Origin of the sequence: Hydrogenophaga sp. NH-16 (assembly GCF_004006415.1) — a bacterium.
In the GTDB taxonomy this organism is placed as follows: Bacteria; Pseudomonadota; Gammaproteobacteria; order Burkholderiales; family Burkholderiaceae_C; genus Hydrogenophaga; species Hydrogenophaga pseudoflava.
The window spans coordinates 3,126,006-3,144,065 of sequence record NZ_CP029344.1; the positions used below are offsets into that span (position 1 = coordinate 3,126,006).

An 18,060-nucleotide genomic window follows, 5' to 3' on the forward strand; every position below is an offset into this window, starting at 1 on the left:
GTACCCCCATGTCCCATGACAACCGCATCGCCGCCGCCGCAGCGGCGCTTCGCACGGCCCGGCTGCAGCGCCAGCCGGTTCCCCGCATCTCCGAGGCCTATGGCATCACCGACCTCCACAGCGCCTACGCGGTGGCCGAGATCAACCAGGGCGCGCACCGCGCCGACGGCCATCGAAAGTGCGGGCTGAAGGTGGGCCTGACCTCGAAGGCCGTCCAGCAGCAGCTGGGCGTCGACCAGCCCGACTTCGGCGTGCTGTTCGACGACATGGAATACCTCGATGGCGACACTGTGCCGGTCAACCGCCTCATCCAGCCCAAGCTGGAGGCCGAGATCGCCTTCATCGTCGGCCGCGACCTCGACGCGCTGCGGCCGAGCTACGGCGAGTTCCTGCGCTGCATCGACCATGCCGTGGCCGCGCTGGAGATCGTGGACAGCGCCATCGCCGACTGGAAGATCACCCTGGTGGACACGGTGGCCGACAACGCGTCCTCGGGTCTCTATGTGCTGGGCAACCAGCCCTTTGCCGTCAACACCCTGTCGCTGGCCGACCAGACCATGACCCTCACCAAGAACGGCCAGACAGTGTCCGAAGGTTCGGGCGCCGCCTGTCTGGGTCATCCCCTGCGGGCCGCCTACTGGCTGGCCTGCACCATGGCCGAGCGCGGGCAGGCCCTGCGCGCCGGGGAAGTCATCCTCAGCGGCGCGCTCGGCCCGATGGTGCCCGTCGCCGCCGGCGACCAGATCGTGGCCACCATCGGCTCGCTGGGCACCGTTTCCTGCCAATTCGAATGAACACCATGACCCGCAAAATCAAGGCCGCCATCATTGGCAGCGGCAACATCGGCACGGACCTGATGATCAAGATCCTGCGCCACGGCCAGCACATCGAGATGGGCGCCATGGTCGGCATCGACCCGGCCTCCGACGGCCTGGCCCGGGCCGCCCGCCTGGGCGTGGCGACCACACACGAAGGCGTCGAGGGTCTGACCCGCCTGCCCGTCTTCGACGACATCGACATCGTCTTCGATGCCACCTCCGCCGGTGCCCACGTGAAGAACGACGCCTTCCTGCGCAGCAAGAAACCCGGCATCCGCCTGGTGGACCTCACGCCGGCAGCGATCGGGCCGTACTGCATCCCGGTGGTCAATGGCGCGGTGCACCTGGACGCACCCAACGTCAACATGGTCACCTGCGGCGGCCAGGCCACCATTCCCATGGTGGCAGCCGTCTCGCGCGTGGCCAAGGTGCACTACGCCGAGATCGTGGCCAGCATCTCCAGCAAGAGTGCCGGCCCCGGCACCCGCGCCAACATCGACGAGTTCACCGAAACCACGTCCAAGGCCATCGAGGTGGTCGGCGGTGCAGCCAAGGGCAAGGCCATCATCGTGCTGAACCCGGCCGAGCCGCCGCTGATCATGCGCGACACCGTCTACACCTTGAGCGAACCGGCCTCCGAAGCCGCCATCGCCGAATCGGTGGCAAAGATGGCCGCTGCCGTTCAGGCCTACGTGCCGGGCTACCGGCTGAAGCAGGCGGTACAGTTCGATCGCGTCGAGAACATCCGCATCCCCGGCGTGGGCGACCGCCTGTCCGGGCTCAAGACATCGATCTTCCTGGAAGTCGAGGGCGCGGCCCACTACCTGCCGGCCTACGCCGGCAACCTGGACATCATGACCAGCGCCGGGCTGCGCACCGCCGAGGCCATGGCCGAGCGCATGAGTCAGGTCGCGGCCTGAGGAGCATCCAATGCAACCCGACAAGAAGATCTACATCTCCGACGTGACGCTGCGCGACGGCAGCCACGCCATCCGCCACCAGTACAGCGTCGAACAGGCGCGCCAGATTGCCAAGGCGCTGGACGAAGCGAAGGTCGACTCCATTGAGGTCGCCCACGGCGACGGACTGCAAGGCGGCAGCTTCAACTACGGCTTCGGCGCCCACACCGACCTGGAGTGGATCGAGGCAGTGGCCGACGTGGTGACACACGCGAAGATCGCCACCCTGCTGCTGCCGGGCATCGGCACCGTGCACGACCTCAAAGCCGCGTACCAGGCCGGCGCGCGCATCGTGCGCGTGGCCACGCACTGCACCGAGGCGGACATCTCGAAGCAGCACATCGAATACGCCCGCGGGCTGGGCATGGAGGCCGTGGGCTTCCTGATGATGAGCCACATGACCACGCCGCAGCACCTGGCGCAGCAGGCCAGGCTGATGGAAAGCTACGGCGCCACCTGCTGCTACGTGGTGGACTCCGGCGGCGCGCTGAGCATGAACGACGTGCGCGAGCGCTTCCGTGCCTTCAAGGACGTGCTCAAACCCGAGACGCAGACCGGCATGCACGCGCACCACAACCTCAGCCTGGGGGTGGCCAACTCCATCGTGGCGGTGGAAGAAGGCTGCGACCGCGTGGATGCGAGCCTGGCGGGCATGGGCGCCGGGGCGGGCAATGCGCCGCTGGAGGTGTTCATCGCGGCGGCCGAGCGCATGGGCTGGCAGCACGGCACCGACCTGTACAAACTGATGGACGCCGCCGACGACATCGTGCGGCCGCTGCAGGACCGGCCGGTGCGGGTGGACCGCGAGACGCTGGCGCTGGGCTACGCCGGCGTGTACTCCAGCTTCCTGCGCCACTCGGAAGCGGCGGCGAAGAAATACGGACTGAAGACGGTGGACATCCTGGTCGAGCTGGGCAAACGGCGCATGGTCGGCGGCCAGGAGGACATGATCGTCGACGTCGCGCTGGATCTTCTGGACCGGTGAGCCGGCCGGCCTCTTGCGAGGCCAGGTCAGGCGCACCGCCTCAACCGGGGAGGCGCGGACGCGCCGTGCCGAATCGACCAAGCCCCACCTCTGTCAGACCTTCCCCGCGGCGCAACAGGAACAGCACATCCAGCCCCATGCGCTGAGCCATGACCGGGCCTTCATCGGGTCCAGCCACCAGCAAGGCCGTGGCCCAGGCGTCTGCGAGCATGCAGGTGCGCGCCAGCACGGTGACCGAGGCCACGGTGTTGTTCACGGGCGCACAGCGGCGCGCGTCCATGGTGTGCGCAATGCGCGCATTTCCCACGTCCACGTAGTGCCGGTAGTCGCCCGAGGTGGCCACGGCCAGGTCCTCCAGTTCGAGAACCCCGTGCACCGCGCGGCGCCCGGCCTCGGGGCGTTCGATCGCCACGGCCCAGGGCGCGCCGCTCGCCTGGCCGCCGATGGCCCGCAACTCGCCATCCAGCGCGGCCAGCGCATGCCGAACGCCGTGCTGTTGCAGCACATGGGCCATGCGGTCCACCGCATAGCCCTTCGCAATGCCGCACAGGTCGATCTGCAAGGGCACCTGTTTGCGTGCGCGGCCACCGGGCCTGTCCAGTTCCAGGCTGGCGTTCGCGGCCTGCGGCATGGACTGGCGTGCGGCGCGAATCGCCTGCGCGTCGGGTGCATCGCGCGCGGCGCCAAATCCCCAGGCATCGACCAGCGCGCCCACGCACGGATCGAAGGCCCCCGCGCTCAGGCGCCGGACTTCGAGCGCGCAGTCGAGCACTTCCAGTATTTCAGGGGACAGGTCCACCCAGCTGCCCACGGGCGCGCGGTTCAGGCGCATGAGGTCGCTGTCCGGCTTCCAGGGCGACATCTGCCCGTCGACCTGCTCTGCCGCAGCGGCGAGATCCTGGCGCAAGGCCGGCACGTCCACCGAGCGGTCGGCATCGATGCTGGCCGACCAGCGGGTGCCCATGGTCGGGCCGTGCAGGGTGGTGCGCGTGAAGGACGAGGCGGACTCAGAAGATGTCTTCGGCATAACGCTCCTTGGCCCTCAGCGCCGACACGCTCAACTGCAGTGGCGCCAGCACGTCGTCCAGCGCCTCGGCCACGCCTTGCGCCATGGCGCGGCTGCCGCACACCCGCACGATGGCGCCTTGCGCCACCAGGCCGCGCACGCGCCCGGCATCCCGGCGCAGGGCATCCTGGACATAGCCGCCGCCGTCGGGCACGCGCGAGAAAACCGTTTGCATGCTGGACAGGCGCCCTTCGGCGAGCCAGCGCTGAAGCTCGGAGCCAAAGTAGAAGTCGCGGGCCGGGTCGCGCCCACCGAAGTAGAGGTGCATCGGGCGCTGCGAGTCGTTGCGGCGGATGAATCCGGCCAGGGGCGCCACGCCGGTGCCCGCCCCGATCAGCAGCACGGGCCGCCGCGCCCGCGGCAGCGCAAAGCCAGGGTTGGGCCGGATGAACGCGCGGATGCGCTCCCCCTGCTGCAGCGCCAGCAGGTGCGTGGAACACAGGCCGCCGGGCATCTGGCGCACGCAGATCTCCAGAAACCCGTCTTCCTGGCCCGACGCCAGCGAGTAGTAGCGCGGCACGCTCGAACCCGGCGGCACGATGCCCACGAGATCGCCTGCGGCAAACCGGCCCAGCCCGTGTCCCCGCAGGCGCGCGCCCAGGCCCTGCTCGGGCCACGAAAAACGCAGGATCGCCGTGCCAGCCTCGGAAGCGTTGGGGTAGTCCTGCCGCGACAGGAGCGTGAGTTCGGTGGTGGGTGGCAGGCGGGGCACGTGCTCCAGCACCAGCGGCTGGCCCAGCGCCTGTGCCAGATCCACGCCCCAGCGCGCAAACTGCTGGCCCGATTGCTGGTGGATGCACTCCAGCGGCAGCAACGCCGGCCACCCCTGCGCGCGCAGGGTCTGGTCCAGCGCCTTGGCAAAGGCGCAGAAGGCGGGGAACTGACGGTCGCCAAAGCCCAGCACCGTCACCGGCACGGCGCTGGCCTTGAGCCTGGCGATCTGCGCCAGGGCCTGGCTGGCGTGGGCGGGCGCCTGGCCTTCGCCATAGGTTGCGGCCAGCACAAACACCTGCCGCGTCGCCGGCGTGGTTCGAAAGTTCTCCAGCGCGCTGGTGTGAACCCGGTGGCCGGCCTGGACAAGAGCGTCCTGGAGCGTCTGGGCAAACCCCCAGGTGCTGCCACCTTCGCTGGCCACGAAGATGAGCACGTCTGCCTGTGCCACCGGGGTGTTGCCCGTGATGCGTGGTGCCTGCTCACGCGCCTGCCACCAGATGACCACCCCCGACACCCAGAACACCAGCACGCTGGCGCCGACAAGCCCGAGCACCACGGCCCAGAGCCAGGCGGCCTCCCCCGTGTGCAGCACCACGGCCAGTTCGTACACGCGCTGCGCAAGGGTGGCGTCCTGCCAGGCCAGCATCTGGCCCGAGTACCGGTCGATCCAGCCCTGACCCTGGGCGGTGGCGACCTTCCAGGTGTCCTCAGGGTCGGTGGCGCCGGGAAAGGTCAGCGTGCGCAGGTCGTTCACCGCCAGGCTTTGCAGCGCGGCCAGCTGTGCGCCGGGCAGGTCGGGCTTGCCGGTGGCCACCGAAAGCACCTCGGGCTCGGCCCGGGTGTCCAGTTCCACGAGACCCAGGGTCGATGCGCTCATGGTCAGCGCGGTGAGCGATGTCAGGCACAGGATGGCGAGCACCACACGGCCCGCAATCACGTGGATGCGCTGCGCCAGCGTGCCACGCACCCGCGCGCCCAGGCGCCGCCAGCCGCCCATGCGCCGCAGCAACAGCACCAGGGCAGAGACACACAACACACCCATGGCCAGCGCAGTGGCCGCTGCGCCCCAGCGCCCGGCGTCGCCCAGCAACAGCGAGCGGTGCAGGTTCTTCACCCAGCGCGGCAGCGCCGACCGTTGCCACGCCCCCAGCACCCGGCCATCGGCGGGGTCCACATAGGACGCCTGCGGCTGATCGCCATCGAAGCTGAACACCACGATGGCCCCCGAAGGCAGGCGGCGGATTTCTTCCGCGCTGGGCACGCTGCCCGCCACGCGCTCCACCAGCGTGGCCACTGGCAGAGCACCCGGGGCGGCGGGCGCCTGCCAGGCCTGCTGCACCGGGTCGATCGCCAGGATGGCGCCGCTGATGCCCAGCACCACGGCCAGGGTGCCAAGGGTCAGACCCAGCCAGCGGTGGATGGCTTTCCAGCTCATGCGGGCCCGATCACTTGAGCTGGAAGGTGACGGACTGGATGTACTGCTTGCCGGCCTGCGGCTTGCCCGCGTTGGCGGTGGACAGCGGAATCCGGACTTCCGACGGGCTGTCCCGCATGTCCTCCACCGCGGCGTCGATGCGGATTTCATAGCCGGCGTCGATCAGTGCATCCGCCAGATCGGCGGTCACATTGAGCGTACGCCCGGCCCCCACGCTGGCGCCGGTCACGCCATTCAGGCGCTTGGCGTCCCCGGCCGAGAGACGGCTCCAGTCCGACAGGTGCTTGTGGTACTTGGCCTTGCCACCGGCCACCCACAGCGTGCGCACATAGGTGCCCTTGGCATCGGTGAGATAGGCCGCCAGGTAGGCACCGTCGCCGCCGTAGTTCTTGAGCTGGGCCGCCAGCGTGAGCTGACGGCTGTGCGCCAGGGAAGGAAGGGCCAGCGCGCAGGCGGTGGCCAGAATGGACATGAGAGGTTTGGACATGGTGAGGCTCCTGTAGAGATGGCTGGCTTACTGGGTCTGACCGCTCGGCGCGGTGCCGTTGGCTGGCGAAAGCGATGGGTCCGCGGCACGCTCCGGTGGCGGCGGACGGTCCACGCGTCCTTCGTCACCGCGGCCACGCGCCCCGTCCCGGTCACGCCGATGGGTGTCCTGCTTCATCTTCAGCACCTTCAAGGTTTCCGGGTCGATCTTGGCCTTGAAGCTGCGCCCCTGGGCGTCGGTGCCACGAATCTCGTAACAACCGTCGTCGATCTTCAGCCTCTGGATCTGCCAACCCTGTGCGGCGGCCATCTGCCGCACGGCCTCCCGCGTTTGCCAGCGGTTCAGCGGCGCGTCGCAATCGTCACCGGCCCAGCTGGTCAGGGTGGCCAGCCCCAGGGACACGGCCAGCACGCCATGGCGCAAAGCGAGGTGGTACTTCATGGGACGCTCCTGAAAAGGGATCGGTCAGCCTGCGTTCACCGCATCTGCTGTGGATGCATGGCATTGTTGTACCACCCCCCTGAAGCGGCGCTGAATGGCCCATTCAGGATGCGTTCAGCGACCACCACAAGGGGGCGGGCCCGGGTGGCGTCAGACGGGAGCCCGGTCCGGATGCGAACCAGCGAACACGAGGCAGAAGGTCGTGCGGCCATGGCTGGAACGGGCCGTCACGGCACCGCCATGAGCCGCCATGATGGCCTGGGTGATCGACAGGCCCAGGCCGGCGCCGTCGGACTCCGGGTGGCTGCGCGATTTGTCCACCCGGAAGAAGCGGTCGAACAGCCGCGGCAGCACCTCGGGAGAGATGGTGACCCCCGTGTTGGTGAGGCACAGCGTGGTGTTCGCACCCTGCTGCTCGATCGCCACCGCCACCTCGGCATCGGCCGGTGAATGCCGCAGCGCATTGGACAGCAGGTTGCCGATCGCTCGCCGCACCATCAGCCGGTCACCCATCACCACCGCATGGCCGGTGAGCGACAGCCGGATGCGCTTTTCATCGGCCACCGCGTCGTAGAACTCGAACAGCGCCTGCGTTTCCTGGTCCAGCGATATCGCCTCCCGGTTGGGCAGCTCGATGCCGTGTTCCGTCTTGGCCAGAAACAGCATGTCGGAGACCATGCGGGCCAGCCGCTGGAACTCTTCAGCGTTGGAGGCGAGAATGTCCTGGTAGGCGCTCGCGTCCCTTTTCTGGGCCAGCGACACCTGGGTCTGGGTCAGCAGGTTGTTGATGGGGGTGCGCAGTTCGTGCGCCAGGTCGCTGGAGAACTCCTGCAGCCGCGCGAAGTCGGCCTGCAGGCGCTCCAGCATGGTGTTCAGGCTCTGCGCCAGGTCGGCGAACTCCGCCGGCACCGCGTCCACCGGCATGCGCTGGTCCAGCTTCTGGGCCGTGACCGTCATGGCGCGTTCCTTCATGACCCGCAGGGGCGCCAGGCCCCGGCGGGCCGCCCACCAGCCCAGCAGGCCACTGACCAGGATGGCGCCCAGCAGGTACACCGCCAGTGTCTGGCGCAAGCCCTGCAGAAAGTGCGCGTGGTGGGCCGTGTCCAGGGCGATGCGCAGCTGCAGCGCCGTGCGCGGGGCGTCGACCTCGGACGACAATCCTCTCAGCGTTCGAGCGCCCTCGGACCAGTCGACGGGATCGGCACCGGAGCTTGCGGTGGGCAGGCTGGCAGGAAAGCCGGGGGCCGTCTGGCCGTACACCAGCCGGTCGCCTTGCCGAAGCTCGATGAAGAGGCCGTGGTGGCTGCCCAGCAGTTCGTCCAGCCGGGTGGACAACACCACCTGGGAAGGGGACTCCCGGACGATCTTCTGGACCAGACCGATCTTGTCCTTCAGGTAGTCGTGGTCCAGTTCAACGAAGTGCCGCTCGGTGGCCAGCGACACCAGCACGCCCATGCCCAACAGCACCGCGGCCGACACCAGCGTGTAGAACGCGGTCAGCCGCGCGGTGAGCGAGAGCCGTCCCGGCATCAGCGCGCGCCCTCGGGCGCTTCCAGCACGTACCCCATGCCCCGGACGGTCTGGATCAGCCGTGGCTCGAAGGGGTCGTCCACCTTGGCCCGCAGGCGGCGCATGGCGACCTCGATCACGTTGGTGTCGCTGTCGAAGTTCATGTCCCACACCTGGGACGCAATCAGGGAGCGCGGCAGCACCTCACCCTGCCGGCGCATCAGCAGCTCCAGCAGGCCGAATTCCTTGGCCGTCAGGTCGATGCGCTTGCCGGACCGGCTCACGCGCCGGCGCAGCAGGTCCAGTTCCAGGTCGGCCACCTGCAGGGTGGTGGCCTCCATGCCGGAGCGGCCCCGCCGCAGGATGGTGCGCACCCGCGCCAGCAGCTCGGCGAACGAAAACGGTTTGACCAGGTAGTCGTCGGCCCCCAGTTCCAGTCCCTTGACGCGGTCCTCGACCTGGTCCCGGGCCGTGAGGAAGAGCACCGGCATCTGGCGCCCCTGGGCGCGCAGGCTGCGCAGCACCTTCCACCCGTCCATGCCGGGCAGCATGACGTCCAGGATCAACAGGTCGTGGTCGCCTTGCAGACCGTGGTGCAGGCCGTCCACGCCGTTGGTGACGAGGTCCACCGCATAGCCCGCCTCGCGCAGGCCTTGCCGGAGGTAGTCACCGGCTTTGGGCTCGTCTTCAACGATCAGAATTTTCACGTGTGTTCTCCAGCCCCCAGTGTGCCTTCATCACGGACAGCCCGGTCGAACATGACAGTTTTGTAATCGGACGGAAAGGCAAGTGTCGCCGTCGCGCCGCCAGAATCCGGCCGCTTGATCTACATCAAACCGGAGCGACTGCTGTGACATCTTCATCTTTCAGACGAGTCAGGCGGCGCCTGCTGGCGCCGACCCTGCTGCTGGTTCCACTCGCGCTTTCGGCGCAGACCGTAAAGCCGGTGCAAGAGGCCGACTGGCGCAAGGCCAACGATGCCGTGGGCGCCCTGCAGCGGGGCCACGCCGACGTGCTCCGGTGGGAGCAGGCCAACAGGCCGCCGGCCACCGACACGTCCGCCCCCGCAGGCACGCCGATCCCGACCGCCGAGGCGGCGGTGCGCATGGCCTGGCGGGCCCACCGCGATCTGGACCGCCCGCTGGCGCGCCTGGGCGCCCGGAACGCGCAGCTGATCGCTGAGGGACGCTGGACCGAGCTCGACCCCAGCCTGCAGCGCCGCGTCGAAGACGCCGGCGAGGTGCTGGAGGTGGCCCAGAAAGGCCGCAAGGCCTGGATCGAGGCGGTGGCCGCCGAACAGGTATTGAAGCACCAGCGCGAGATGCTGGATGCGGCCCAGGCGGCCCACAAGCTGGGGCAGCGCATGGTGACCGTGGGCAACTGGAGCGCATTGCAACTGGCCCCGGTCCAGCTGGCGGCGACCAGCGCCCGGATGAACCTGCGCCGCGCCGAGTACGCGGCCGCACGGGCGCAGAGCCAGCTGGTGCGGACCCTTGGGCTGGCCGGTCTTCAGGACCGCTTCGCTCTGCCGGCGCAGTTGCCCGCCATTCCGCCGCAGGCCATGTCCGCCACCGATGCGCGGCAGCGGGCTGAGGCCATCCGCGGGCAGCTGCCCGCGGCCGAGGGCCTGCGCAACCGGGCGCTGTCCCGCGAGGCCCTGGCCGCCTACCAGGCCGCCCACGCGATCGCGCTGGACAGCCAGGGCGAGGTGTTCAAGACCCGGGTCTTCATCACCGAAGAGACGCTGCTGCACTACAACGGCATGCTCAAGAGCGTGTGGGACCTGCTGGACGAGGTGCGCAACCAGTCCCAGGCCACCGTGGACGCCATCGGTGCGCAGCGCGACTTCTGGATCGCCGAGGCCGACCTGCAGTGGGTCCTGCAGGGCGGTGCACCCGACAGCTTCGTCTCCCTGGGCGGTTCGGGCGGCGACGCCCCGGCCGCGGCAGCCCATTGAAAGAGCCTCCCACATGAACCACCCTCATTCCCGACGACAGTTTTTTTCCGGTGCCGCCGCTTCCGTGGCCGGTCTGGCCGTGGCCCGCTCTGCCCTGGCCGGCCTGCCCGAGCCGGTCATCCAGACCTCGGTCGACACCGCACCGCCGCTGGTTCCCCCGAACGGCCGGCCCTACAACCCCGTGGTCACGCTCAACGGCTGGACCCTGCCCTGGCGCATGAACAGCGGCGTCAAGGAGTTCCACCTGGTGGCCGAGCCCGTGGTGCGCGAGGTCTCGCCGGGCTTCAAGGTCAACATGTGGGGCTACAACGGCCAGAGCCCGGGCCCGACCATCGAGGTGGTCGAGGGCGACCGCGTGCGCATCTTCGTGACCAACAAGCTGCCCGAGCACACCACCATCCACTGGCACGGCCAGCGCCTGCCCTGCGGCATGGACGGCGTCGGCGGGCTCACGCAACCAGCCATTCCGGTCGGCAAGACCTTTGTCTACGAGTTTGAGGCGCGGCGCCCTGGCACCTTCATGTACCACCCGCACGCCGACGAGATGGTGCAGATGGCCATGGGCATGATGGGGATGTGGGTGACCCACCCCAAGGCCAAACACCCGCACATCAGCGAGGTGGACCGCGACTTCTGCTTCCTGCTCAATGCGTTCGATGTGGAGCCCGGTAGCAAGACGCCCAAGGTCAACACCATGACCGACTTCAACATCTGGTGCTGGAACAGCCGCGTGTTTCCGGCCATCGACACGCTGAACGTGCGCCTGAACGACCGCGTGCGCATCCGCGTGGGAAACCTCACCATGACCAACCACCCCATCCACCTGCACGGGCACGAGTTCCTGGTGACGGGCACCGATGGCGGACCGACGCCACCGAGCACCCGCTGGTACGAGGTCACAACCGACGTGGCCGTGGGACAGATGCGCCAGATCGAACTGGTGGCCGACGAAGAGGGCGACTGGGCCCTGCACTGCCACAAGAGCCACCACACCATGAACGCCATGGGCCACGATGTGCCGACCATGATCGGCACCGACCACCGCGGCCTGGTCGGCAAGATCCAGAAGGTCGCGCCCGACTACATGCTCATGGGCGAACGCGGCATGGCCGACATGGGCGAGATGCAGATGCCGATTCCCGACAACACGGCGCCGATGATGACCGGCACCGGCCAGTTCGGCCCGCTGGAAATGGGCGGCATGTTCACCGTGTTCAAGGTGCGCAAGGACCAGAAGCCGGGCGACTACAAGGACCCGGGCCCGTACAAGTTCCCCGAAGGCACGGTGGCCTACGAGTGGACCGGCACCACGCCGCCGACACCGCGTCCTGCGGCGGGCAGCGACACCACACCGGCCACCGCGAAGGCGGTCAAACCCAGCGCCAAAGGCATGTCGCACTGAAAGGGCCGTGACAGGCCTCACCACGGCTCTCCCCCAACCAGAAACCAAAGACAACCATGAAATCCCTCAAGTTCAACTTCGTCTCCCGTACCGGCCTTGCTTTCGCTGCGGCCACCTTGGCCTCATCGGCTGCTTTCGCTGGTGGCACCCACAGCGGTGGTCACCACGAGGAGTCGCCCATCGGCAAACCGGGTGTCGCCGCCAAGGTCACACGAACGATCCAGGTCGACATGGGCAACGGCATGCGCTTCAAGCCGTCGGACATCCAGGTCAAGCGGGGTGAAACCATCCGCTTCGTCCTGAAGAACACGGACAGCGTGAAACACGAGTTCAGCCTGGGCACGCCGCAGGAGCTCGCAGAGCACTACGAGGTGATGAAGAAGTTCCCCGACATGGAGCACGACGAACCCAACAATATCTCGCTCGCGCCCGGCCAGCAGGGCGAGGTGATCTGGCAGTTCACCAAGGCCGGCACGGTGGACTTCGCGTGCCTGCACGTGGGCCACTTCGACGCCGGCATGAAGGGCCAGGTCAAGGTGGCGGCCAAGTGAGCGTTCTTCTGGCGATATCCACTCAACGAAAGGAATTCACGATGAAGCTGCGAACAATGTTGAGTGCGTGCGCCATGACCTTTGCGGCCGTGGCCACCCATCCTGTGTTTGCACAGATGAACATGGACCACGCCAAGATGGGCATGGCGGCAGCGCCTGACATGACCGACGGCGAGGTGCGCAAGATCGACAAGGACGCCGGCAAGATCACCATCAAGCACGGCGACATCAAGCACATGGACATGCCACCCATGACCATGGTGTTCGTGGTCAGGGACAAGACCTTGCTGGACAAGACCACGGTCGGCGCCAAGATCCAGTTCATGGCCACCAGCGAAAACGGCCAGATGACGGTGACCGACATCCAGCCGGCGAAGTGACACCGCCCTCCCGAACGGCGCGCCGGGCGCTGGGCGGCCTGGCACTGGCCGGGGTGGCTGCGGCCCTGGTGTGGTGGCGCCTGTCCGACCCGTCCGGAGCGGCCACGGGCCTGCTGCGCCCAGACGACACCGCGCTGCTCCAGCGCGGTGAGCAGCTCTACCGGGTGCATTGCGCCAGTTGCCACGGCGCAAACCTGCAGGGCCAGGAGAACTGGCGCGAGCGGGGCGCCGACGGTCGCCTGCCCGCTCCCCCGCACGACGACAGCGGCCACACCTGGCACCACCCCGACGAGGTGCTGTTCCAGCTCACGAAGGATGGGGTCGCCAAGGCGGCCGGCCTGCCCGACTACCCCACCAACATGCCCGCTTACGGCGGGACGCTCAGCGACGCCGACATCGTGGCCGTGCTGTCCTGGATCAAGTCGCGCTGGACGCCGGAGACCCGGAGGCTGCACGACGAAGTCAACCGGCAGAGCCGCCAGCACGCACCCGGCGGAAGCTGACATTTTTGTCATCTCCGGGTCATCTTGCCGACCCGGGCCGATTCCTACAGTGACCACATGGCATCCCGCCATGCGTCCCGTCGTGAAAGGAAATCGACATGTCCCCCCTGACCCGAACCCTTCTGGCCGTGGCCGTCGCCGGTGTGGCGTTCTCTGCCGCAGCGCAGCAGGCCGCCGACCACACCCTGCACCACCCGGCCACACCCGCCGCAGCGCCGGCAGCCCCTGCGACGCCCCCCGCCGCGACCCCGCCACAGACAGCCGCCCCCCAGGCCGGCATGCCCATGGGCATGTCGTCGATGTCGCAGATGCGGCAGCGCATGCAGCAGCACATGTCCGCCATGCAGTCGATGCGCACCAAGATGGCGGCCGCCACCACGCCGGCCGAACGGGAGGCCCTGATGGCCGAACACATGAAGGCCATGCAGGAAGGCATGGACATGATGGAAATGATGATGCAGCGCATGCCGCAGGCGCCCGCTGGCGCAGGCGCCCAGTGACCGGTCTGGCGACCAGGTCAAGGCTTGAGGAACCCACATGAACATCCGACACCATCCCATGCGATTCACCCTGTTGTCCGCCTGCCTCGCCCTGGGCGGGATCTCCGCCGCCCTGGCCGCGCCCAAGGTGTACGTCGCGAATGAAACCGACGGCACGGTCAGCGTGATCGCGACCGACACCCGCCAGACCGTGCGCACCGTCACCGTCGGCGCAGGCGCGCACAACGTCCAGGCCACCGCCGACGGGCAGCGGGTCTGGGTGACCAACAACGGAACGCCGCCCGCCGACGCCGGCCATGCGGCCCACCAGGGCATGTCGGGCGCCGCGCACGCCGCCATGGCCACCTCCGGCGAGGTCTGGGCCATCGACACCGCCACCGACACGGTGGTGGGCAAGGTGCCGGTCGGCAACCATCCCGCCCACGTGGTGGTGTCCCCGGACGGCCGCTGGGTCTATGTGACCAACGGCGGCGACAACACCGTCAGCGTGGTGGACGCCGGGGCGATGAAGGTGGTGGCCACCATCGCCACCGGCGCGTTCCCGCACGGCATCCGGCTGAGCCCGGACGGGCAGCTGGCCTATGTGGCCAACCTCAAGGGCGGCACCGTGTCCGTGATCGACACGGCCAGCCGCAAGGAGGTCGAGAGCATTCCCGTGGGCAAGGGGCCGGCCCAGGTGGGGTTCACCGGCGACGGTCGCCTGGCCTTCGTGTCGCTGTCGCAGGAGAACCAGGTGGCCGTCATCGACCCGCGGACGCGCAAAGTGCTGCGCAAGGTTCCTGTCGGCAACGGCCCCATCCAGCTGTTTGCGACCCCGGACAGCCAGCGCCTGCTGGTGGCGAACCAGGGCAACCGCAAGACCCCCGGACGCACGGTGAGCGTGATCGACTTGACCTCGTTCAAGGTCACGGCCAGCATCCGCACCGGACGGGGTGCGCACGGGGTCGTGGTCGATGCGGACGGTCGGCTGGCCTATGTGAGCAACCTGTACGACAACACGGTCACCGTGATCGACCTGGCCGCGCACAAGCCGGTCGCCACCGTGCCGGTGGGGGCCGGCCCCAACGGCATCAGCGTGACCCCATAGGAGCAGGCCCATGCATGCGCCGCACCACCACCATCACCCAGCCGCCCATTTGCAGGCGGCGGCGCCTGCGGCGCCCCTGCCGGCGGGCACGGTCTACACCTGCCCGATGCACCCCGAGATCCGCCAGCCGAACCCGGGAAACTGTCCCAAGTGCGGCATGACGCTGGAGCCGGTGATGCCGGAGGCCGAGGAACAGGACAACCCGGAACTCGCGGACTTCCAGCGCCGGTTCTGGGCCACCTTGCCGCTCACGGTGGTGGTTGCGGTGCTGGCGATGGCGGGGCACCGCCTGGGCTGGTTCGACATGGCGGTGCAGAGCTGGATCGAACTGGTGTTGTCGGTGCCCATCGTCCTGTGGGCGGGCTGGCCCTTCTTCGTGCGGGCCTGGCAGTCGGTGGTGCACCGAAGCCCCAACATGTGGACCCTGATCGGCCTGGGCACCGGGGCCGCGTTCGTCTACAGCGTCGCAGCCACAGTCGCACCGCAGGCCTTCCCTGCCTCGTTCCAGTCCATGGGGCGGGTGGCGGTGTACTTCGAAGCGGCGGCGGTGATCATCTCGCTCACGCTGCTGGGGCAGGTGCTGGAGCTCAAGGCCCGCTCCCAGACCTCGGCCGCCATCCGTTCCCTGCTGGGGCTGGCACCCAAGACCGCGCGCCGCATCGGCGTTGACGGGAGCGAAGAGGACGTGCCGCTGGCGCATGTGCACGTCGGCGACCTGCTGCGGGTGCGCCCGGGCGAAAAGGTGCCGGTGGACGGCGTGGTGGTGGAGGGCCGCAGCGCCGTCGACGAATCCATGCTCACCGGCGAACCGCTGCCGGTCGGCAAACAGGTGGGCGACCCGCTGATCGGCGCCACGCTCAACACCAGCGGGGCGCTGGTGATGCGGTCGGAGCGCGTGGGGTCGGCCACCGTGCTGTCCCAGATCGTGCAGATGGTGGCCATGGCCCAGCGCTCCCGGGCGCCCATGCAGCGCATGGCCGACCAGGTGGCGGGCACCTTCGTGGTGGCGGTGGTCGGCATCTCGGTGCTCACCTTCCTGGGCTGGGGCTGGCTGGGGCCGGAGCCGAGCTGGGTCTACGCGCTGATCAATGCGGTGGCGGTGCTCATCATCGCCTGCCCCTGTGCGCTGGGGCTGGCCACGCCGATGTCGATCATGGTGGCCACCGGCCGCGGCGCCGGCCACGGCGTGCTGTTCCGCGACGCCGCGGCCATCGAGAACCTGCGCAAGGTCGACACCCTGATCGTGGACAAGACCGGCACGCTGACGGAAGGCAAGCCCAGGTTCGAACGCGCCTTGGGCGTGGCGGGCCACTCCGACGCCGAGGTGTTGCGGCTGGCGGCCAGCCTGGACCAGGGCAGCGAACACCCCCTGGCGGCGGCCATCGTGGCAGCGGCCCGGCAGCAGGGGCTGGTGTTGGAAAAGCCCGCGCAGTTCGACTCGGCGTCGGGCATCGGCGTGCACGGCGTGGTGGGCGGGCGGGCGCTGGCATTGGGCAACACGGTCCTGATGGACCAGCAGGGTGTGGACACCGCGGCGCTGGCTAAAGAGGCCGAATCGCTGCGCAGCCAGGGGGCGAGCGTGATGTACCTGGCCGTGGACCGGCGGCTGGCGGGCCTGCTGGCGGTGTCGGACCCGGTCAAGCCGACCACCGCCGAGGCCCTGGCGTCGCTGCGCCGCGCGCACATCCGCGTGGTGATGGCCACCGGCGATGGCCTGACCACGGCGCACGCAGTGGGCCAGCGCCTGGGCATCGACGAGGTGCACGGCGAGGTGCAGCCGGCCGACAAGCTCCGGCTCGTGGAACGGCTGCAGGCCGAAGGCCGCGTGGTGGCCATGGCGGGCGATGGCATCAACGACGCCCCGGCGCTGGCCCGCGCCGATGTGGGTATCGCCATGGGTACCGGCACCGACGTGGCGATGAACAGCGCCCAGCTCACGCTGGTGAAGGGGGACCTGCGCGGCATCGCCACCGCGCGCGAACTCTCGGTGGCCACCGTGGCCAACATGAAGCAGAACCTGGGCTTTGCCTTCGTCTACAACGCGCTGGGCATTCCGTTGGCCGCCGGGCTGCTGTATCCGTTCACCGGCTGGCTGCTCTCGCCGATGGTCGCCGCGCTGGCCATGAGCCTGAGTTCGGTGTCCGTGATCGGCAATGCGCTGCGCCTGCGGAGCCGATAGACACCACGCGGCCCTGGCATCTCACGGTCGGGCCAGGCCCGGGTTGATCCAGGCCGGCGTGTGATGGGAGCTGCGGGCTCTTCCGCCGATCACGCAGCCTCGATGCGCGGGTAGAAGTCACGGTTCTCGCGCTGCATGCGCTCATGCACCATGCGCAGCACGCGGTTGGCGTCGTCGCGGAAGCCCTGCTCGTCGCTGCGAACGCTCTCGGGCCGGTTCCAGCGACGGGCGAAGGCGTCGTAGGCCTGGGCAATCGGGCCCATGTCCTCCTGGTACTGCTGGCCCATGCGCGCCAGCTCGGGGTTGCCACCCCGCCGCAGGGCCGGGTACAGCGCCTGGTCTTCGACGGCCAGGTGCAGCTTGATGGTGGAGCTCATGCTGACGACGAGCCTTGCGATGTCGGCGGCGTTCTGCGCCACCCCCGCCTGCGCGAGCGTCCGAAGGGCCGATATGGCGCCGATGATGTCCTGGTGCTGGTGTTTGAGTTTGTCGATGTTCATGGAACGCTCCGTGGAATAACAGGTGTTGCTTTGCCCGTGGGCTTTCGAAGGCTTCGGGGCGCCGCCACCGGCACAGCCGTCGCGGTGCCCCGCGGCGATGCGGGCGCCACGAGGTCGGCCAGGGTCGTGCCATCAAGTTCCCTGAGGTAGGCCCCCAGCGCGGCGTTGAACAAGCCCTTCAGGCGGCAGGTCGGTGACAGCGTGCACTGGTTGGAACCCGGGTCGAAACACTCGACCAGGCGGAAGTCGGTCTCCGAGGCGCGCACCACATCCCCGATGCGCACCGTGGCCGGATCTTTCAGCAGGCGCAGTCCGCCACCGCGACCGCGCGTGGTTTCCAGCACGCCCTGTCGACCGAGGTCGGTGACGATCTTCATCAGGTGGTTTCTGGACACCCTGTGGTGTTCGGCCAGCTCGCTGATGGTCACCATCTGGTGCGGGCGGGCCGCGCAATACATCAGCACGCGCAAGGTGTAGTCGGTGTACTCGGCAAGTCGCATGGAAGCCCCTAAAGAGGTACCAAGTATATTTCTTTAAAGGCTATTTGGGTTTAATATTCATTTCACATGCTTCTTATGAGGTCTTTG

Annotated in this window: 19 protein-coding genes; 11 read left to right on the forward strand and 8 right to left on the reverse strand. The window is 68.6% G+C overall.

Annotation, left to right across the window (positions count from 1 at the left end):
* The first annotated feature begins 8 nt into the window (after positions 1-8).
* From DD542_RS15020 to dmpG, 3 genes are read left to right on the forward strand one after another with little or no spacing between them, the layout of a single operon-like run.
* The gene (locus DD542_RS15020) at positions 9-794 is read left to right on the forward strand and encodes a fumarylacetoacetate hydrolase family protein (protein WP_127806197.1); all 786 of its coding nucleotides are present in this window, start codon (positions 9-11) and stop codon (positions 792-794) included.
* Between the two features lie 5 nt (positions 795-799).
* On the forward strand, positions 800-1,738 hold the full coding sequence (locus tag DD542_RS15025) for an acetaldehyde dehydrogenase (acetylating) (protein ID WP_127806198.1): 939 nt from the start codon (positions 800-802) through the stop codon (positions 1,736-1,738).
* Between the two features lie 10 nt (positions 1,739-1,748).
* Positions 1,749-2,762: a 4-hydroxy-2-oxovalerate aldolase gene (dmpG, locus tag DD542_RS15030; RefSeq protein WP_127806199.1), complete on the forward strand. Its 1,014-nt coding sequence runs from the start codon at positions 1,749-1,751 to the stop codon at positions 2,760-2,762.
* Positions 2,763-2,802: 40 nt separating this feature from the next.
* On the opposite strand, the gene DD542_RS15035 is transcribed toward dmpG, so the two are convergent.
* From DD542_RS15035 to DD542_RS15060, 6 genes are all read right to left on the reverse strand, one after another.
* Positions 2,803-3,789, reverse strand: coding sequence for an FAD:protein FMN transferase (locus DD542_RS15035; protein WP_127806200.1), 987 nt, complete (start codon positions 3,787-3,789; stop codon positions 2,803-2,805).
* On the reverse strand, positions 3,770-5,977 hold the full coding sequence (locus DD542_RS15040) for a PepSY domain-containing protein (protein WP_127806201.1): 2,208 nt from the start codon (positions 5,975-5,977) through the stop codon (positions 3,770-3,772). The genes DD542_RS15035 and DD542_RS15040 overlap by 20 nt, the downstream gene beginning before the upstream one ends.
* A gap of 10 nt (positions 5,978-5,987) precedes the next feature.
* Complete coding sequence (locus DD542_RS15045; protein WP_066151703.1) at positions 5,988-6,464, reverse strand: DUF2271 domain-containing protein; 477 nt, start codon at positions 6,462-6,464, stop codon at positions 5,988-5,990.
* Between the two features lie 27 nt (positions 6,465-6,491).
* Positions 6,492-6,905: a PepSY domain-containing protein gene (locus DD542_RS15050; RefSeq protein ID WP_127806202.1), complete on the reverse strand. Its 414-nt coding sequence runs from the start codon at positions 6,903-6,905 to the stop codon at positions 6,492-6,494.
* A gap of 150 nt (positions 6,906-7,055) precedes the next feature.
* The gene (locus DD542_RS15055) at positions 7,056-8,435 is read right to left on the reverse strand and encodes a heavy metal sensor histidine kinase (protein WP_127806203.1); all 1,380 of its coding nucleotides are present in this window, start codon (positions 8,433-8,435) and stop codon (positions 7,056-7,058) included.
* Positions 8,435-9,121, reverse strand: coding sequence for a heavy metal response regulator transcription factor (locus DD542_RS15060; RefSeq protein ID WP_127806204.1), 687 nt, complete (start codon positions 9,119-9,121; stop codon positions 8,435-8,437). The genes DD542_RS15055 and DD542_RS15060 overlap by 1 nt, the downstream gene beginning before the upstream one ends.
* Before the next feature lie 143 nt (positions 9,122-9,264).
* Between DD542_RS15060 and DD542_RS15065 the strand changes: the two genes are divergently transcribed.
* From DD542_RS15065 to DD542_RS15100, 8 genes are all read left to right on the forward strand, one after another.
* Positions 9,265-10,371 (forward strand): TolC family protein, encoded by a 1,107-nt coding sequence (locus tag DD542_RS15065; protein ID WP_127806205.1) that lies wholly within the window; start codon positions 9,265-9,267, stop codon positions 10,369-10,371.
* Positions 10,372-10,384: 13 nt separating this feature from the next.
* Positions 10,385-11,773 (forward strand): copper oxidase, encoded by a 1,389-nt coding sequence (locus tag DD542_RS15070; protein ID WP_127806206.1) that lies wholly within the window; start codon positions 10,385-10,387, stop codon positions 11,771-11,773.
* Positions 11,774-11,829: 56 nt separating this feature from the next.
* Entirely contained in the window at positions 11,830-12,324 is a 495-nt protein-coding gene (locus DD542_RS15075) for a cupredoxin family protein (protein WP_127806207.1), read from the forward strand.
* A 41-nt stretch (positions 12,325-12,365) separates the two neighbouring features.
* Entirely contained in the window at positions 12,366-12,704 is a 339-nt protein-coding gene (locus tag DD542_RS15080; RefSeq protein ID WP_127806208.1) for a copper-binding protein, read from the forward strand.
* Complete coding sequence (locus tag DD542_RS15085; RefSeq protein ID WP_127806209.1) at positions 12,701-13,207, forward strand: c-type cytochrome; 507 nt, start codon at positions 12,701-12,703, stop codon at positions 13,205-13,207. Before DD542_RS15080 ends, DD542_RS15085 begins: the two co-directional genes overlap by 4 nt.
* A gap of 98 nt (positions 13,208-13,305) precedes the next feature.
* Positions 13,306-13,707 (forward strand): hypothetical protein, encoded by a 402-nt coding sequence (locus DD542_RS15090; RefSeq protein WP_127806210.1) that lies wholly within the window; start codon positions 13,306-13,308, stop codon positions 13,705-13,707.
* Between the two features lie 37 nt (positions 13,708-13,744).
* The gene (locus DD542_RS15095; RefSeq protein ID WP_241559567.1) at positions 13,745-14,794 is read left to right on the forward strand and encodes a cytochrome D1 domain-containing protein; all 1,050 of its coding nucleotides are present in this window, start codon (positions 13,745-13,747) and stop codon (positions 14,792-14,794) included.
* Between the two features lie 10 nt (positions 14,795-14,804).
* Entirely contained in the window at positions 14,805-16,973 is a 2,169-nt protein-coding gene (locus DD542_RS15100) for a copper-translocating P-type ATPase (RefSeq protein WP_127806211.1), read from the forward strand.
* An 89-nt stretch (positions 16,974-17,062) separates the two neighbouring features.
* On the opposite strand, the gene DD542_RS15105 is transcribed toward DD542_RS15100, so the two are convergent.
* Positions 17,063-17,473, reverse strand: coding sequence for a hemerythrin domain-containing protein (locus tag DD542_RS15105; protein ID WP_127806212.1), 411 nt, complete (start codon positions 17,471-17,473; stop codon positions 17,063-17,065).
* On the reverse strand, positions 17,470-17,973 hold the full coding sequence (locus tag DD542_RS15110; RefSeq protein ID WP_127806213.1) for an Rrf2 family transcriptional regulator: 504 nt from the start codon (positions 17,971-17,973) through the stop codon (positions 17,470-17,472). The genes DD542_RS15105 and DD542_RS15110 overlap by 4 nt, the downstream gene beginning before the upstream one ends.
* Positions 17,974-18,060 lie beyond the last annotated feature (87 nt).

Coding starts and splice junctions, on each gene's coding strand:
- DD542_RS15020 (WP_127806197.1), top strand. CDS start 9: ATGTCCCATGACAACCGCATCGCCGCCGCCGCAGCGGCGCTTCGCACG.
- DD542_RS15025 (WP_127806198.1), top strand. CDS start 800: ATGACCCGCAAAATCAAGGCCGCCATCATTGGCAGCGGCAACATCGGC.
- dmpG (WP_127806199.1), top strand. CDS start 1,749: ATGCAACCCGACAAGAAGATCTACATCTCCGACGTGACGCTGCGCGAC.
- DD542_RS15035 (WP_127806200.1), bottom strand. CDS start 3,789: ATGCCGAAGACATCTTCTGAGTCCGCCTCGTCCTTCACGCGCACCACC.
- DD542_RS15040 (WP_127806201.1), bottom strand. CDS start 5,977: ATGAGCTGGAAAGCCATCCACCGCTGGCTGGGTCTGACCCTTGGCACC.
- DD542_RS15045 (WP_066151703.1), bottom strand. CDS start 6,464: ATGTCCAAACCTCTCATGTCCATTCTGGCCACCGCCTGCGCGCTGGCC.
- DD542_RS15050 (WP_127806202.1), bottom strand. CDS start 6,905: ATGAAGTACCACCTCGCTTTGCGCCATGGCGTGCTGGCCGTGTCCCTG.
- DD542_RS15055 (WP_127806203.1), bottom strand. CDS start 8,435: ATGCCGGGACGGCTCTCGCTCACCGCGCGGCTGACCGCGTTCTACACG.
- DD542_RS15070 (WP_127806206.1), top strand. CDS start 10,385: ATGAACCACCCTCATTCCCGACGACAGTTTTTTTCCGGTGCCGCCGCT.
- DD542_RS15075 (WP_127806207.1), top strand. CDS start 11,830: ATGAAATCCCTCAAGTTCAACTTCGTCTCCCGTACCGGCCTTGCTTTC.
- DD542_RS15080 (WP_127806208.1), top strand. CDS start 12,366: ATGAAGCTGCGAACAATGTTGAGTGCGTGCGCCATGACCTTTGCGGCC.
- DD542_RS15090 (WP_127806210.1), top strand. CDS start 13,306: ATGTCCCCCCTGACCCGAACCCTTCTGGCCGTGGCCGTCGCCGGTGTG.
- DD542_RS15095 (WP_241559567.1), top strand. CDS start 13,745: ATGAACATCCGACACCATCCCATGCGATTCACCCTGTTGTCCGCCTGC.
- DD542_RS15100 (WP_127806211.1), top strand. CDS start 14,805: ATGCATGCGCCGCACCACCACCATCACCCAGCCGCCCATTTGCAGGCG.
- DD542_RS15105 (WP_127806212.1), bottom strand. CDS start 17,473: ATGAACATCGACAAACTCAAACACCAGCACCAGGACATCATCGGCGCC.
- DD542_RS15110 (WP_127806213.1), bottom strand. CDS start 17,973: ATGCGACTTGCCGAGTACACCGACTACACCTTGCGCGTGCTGATGTAT.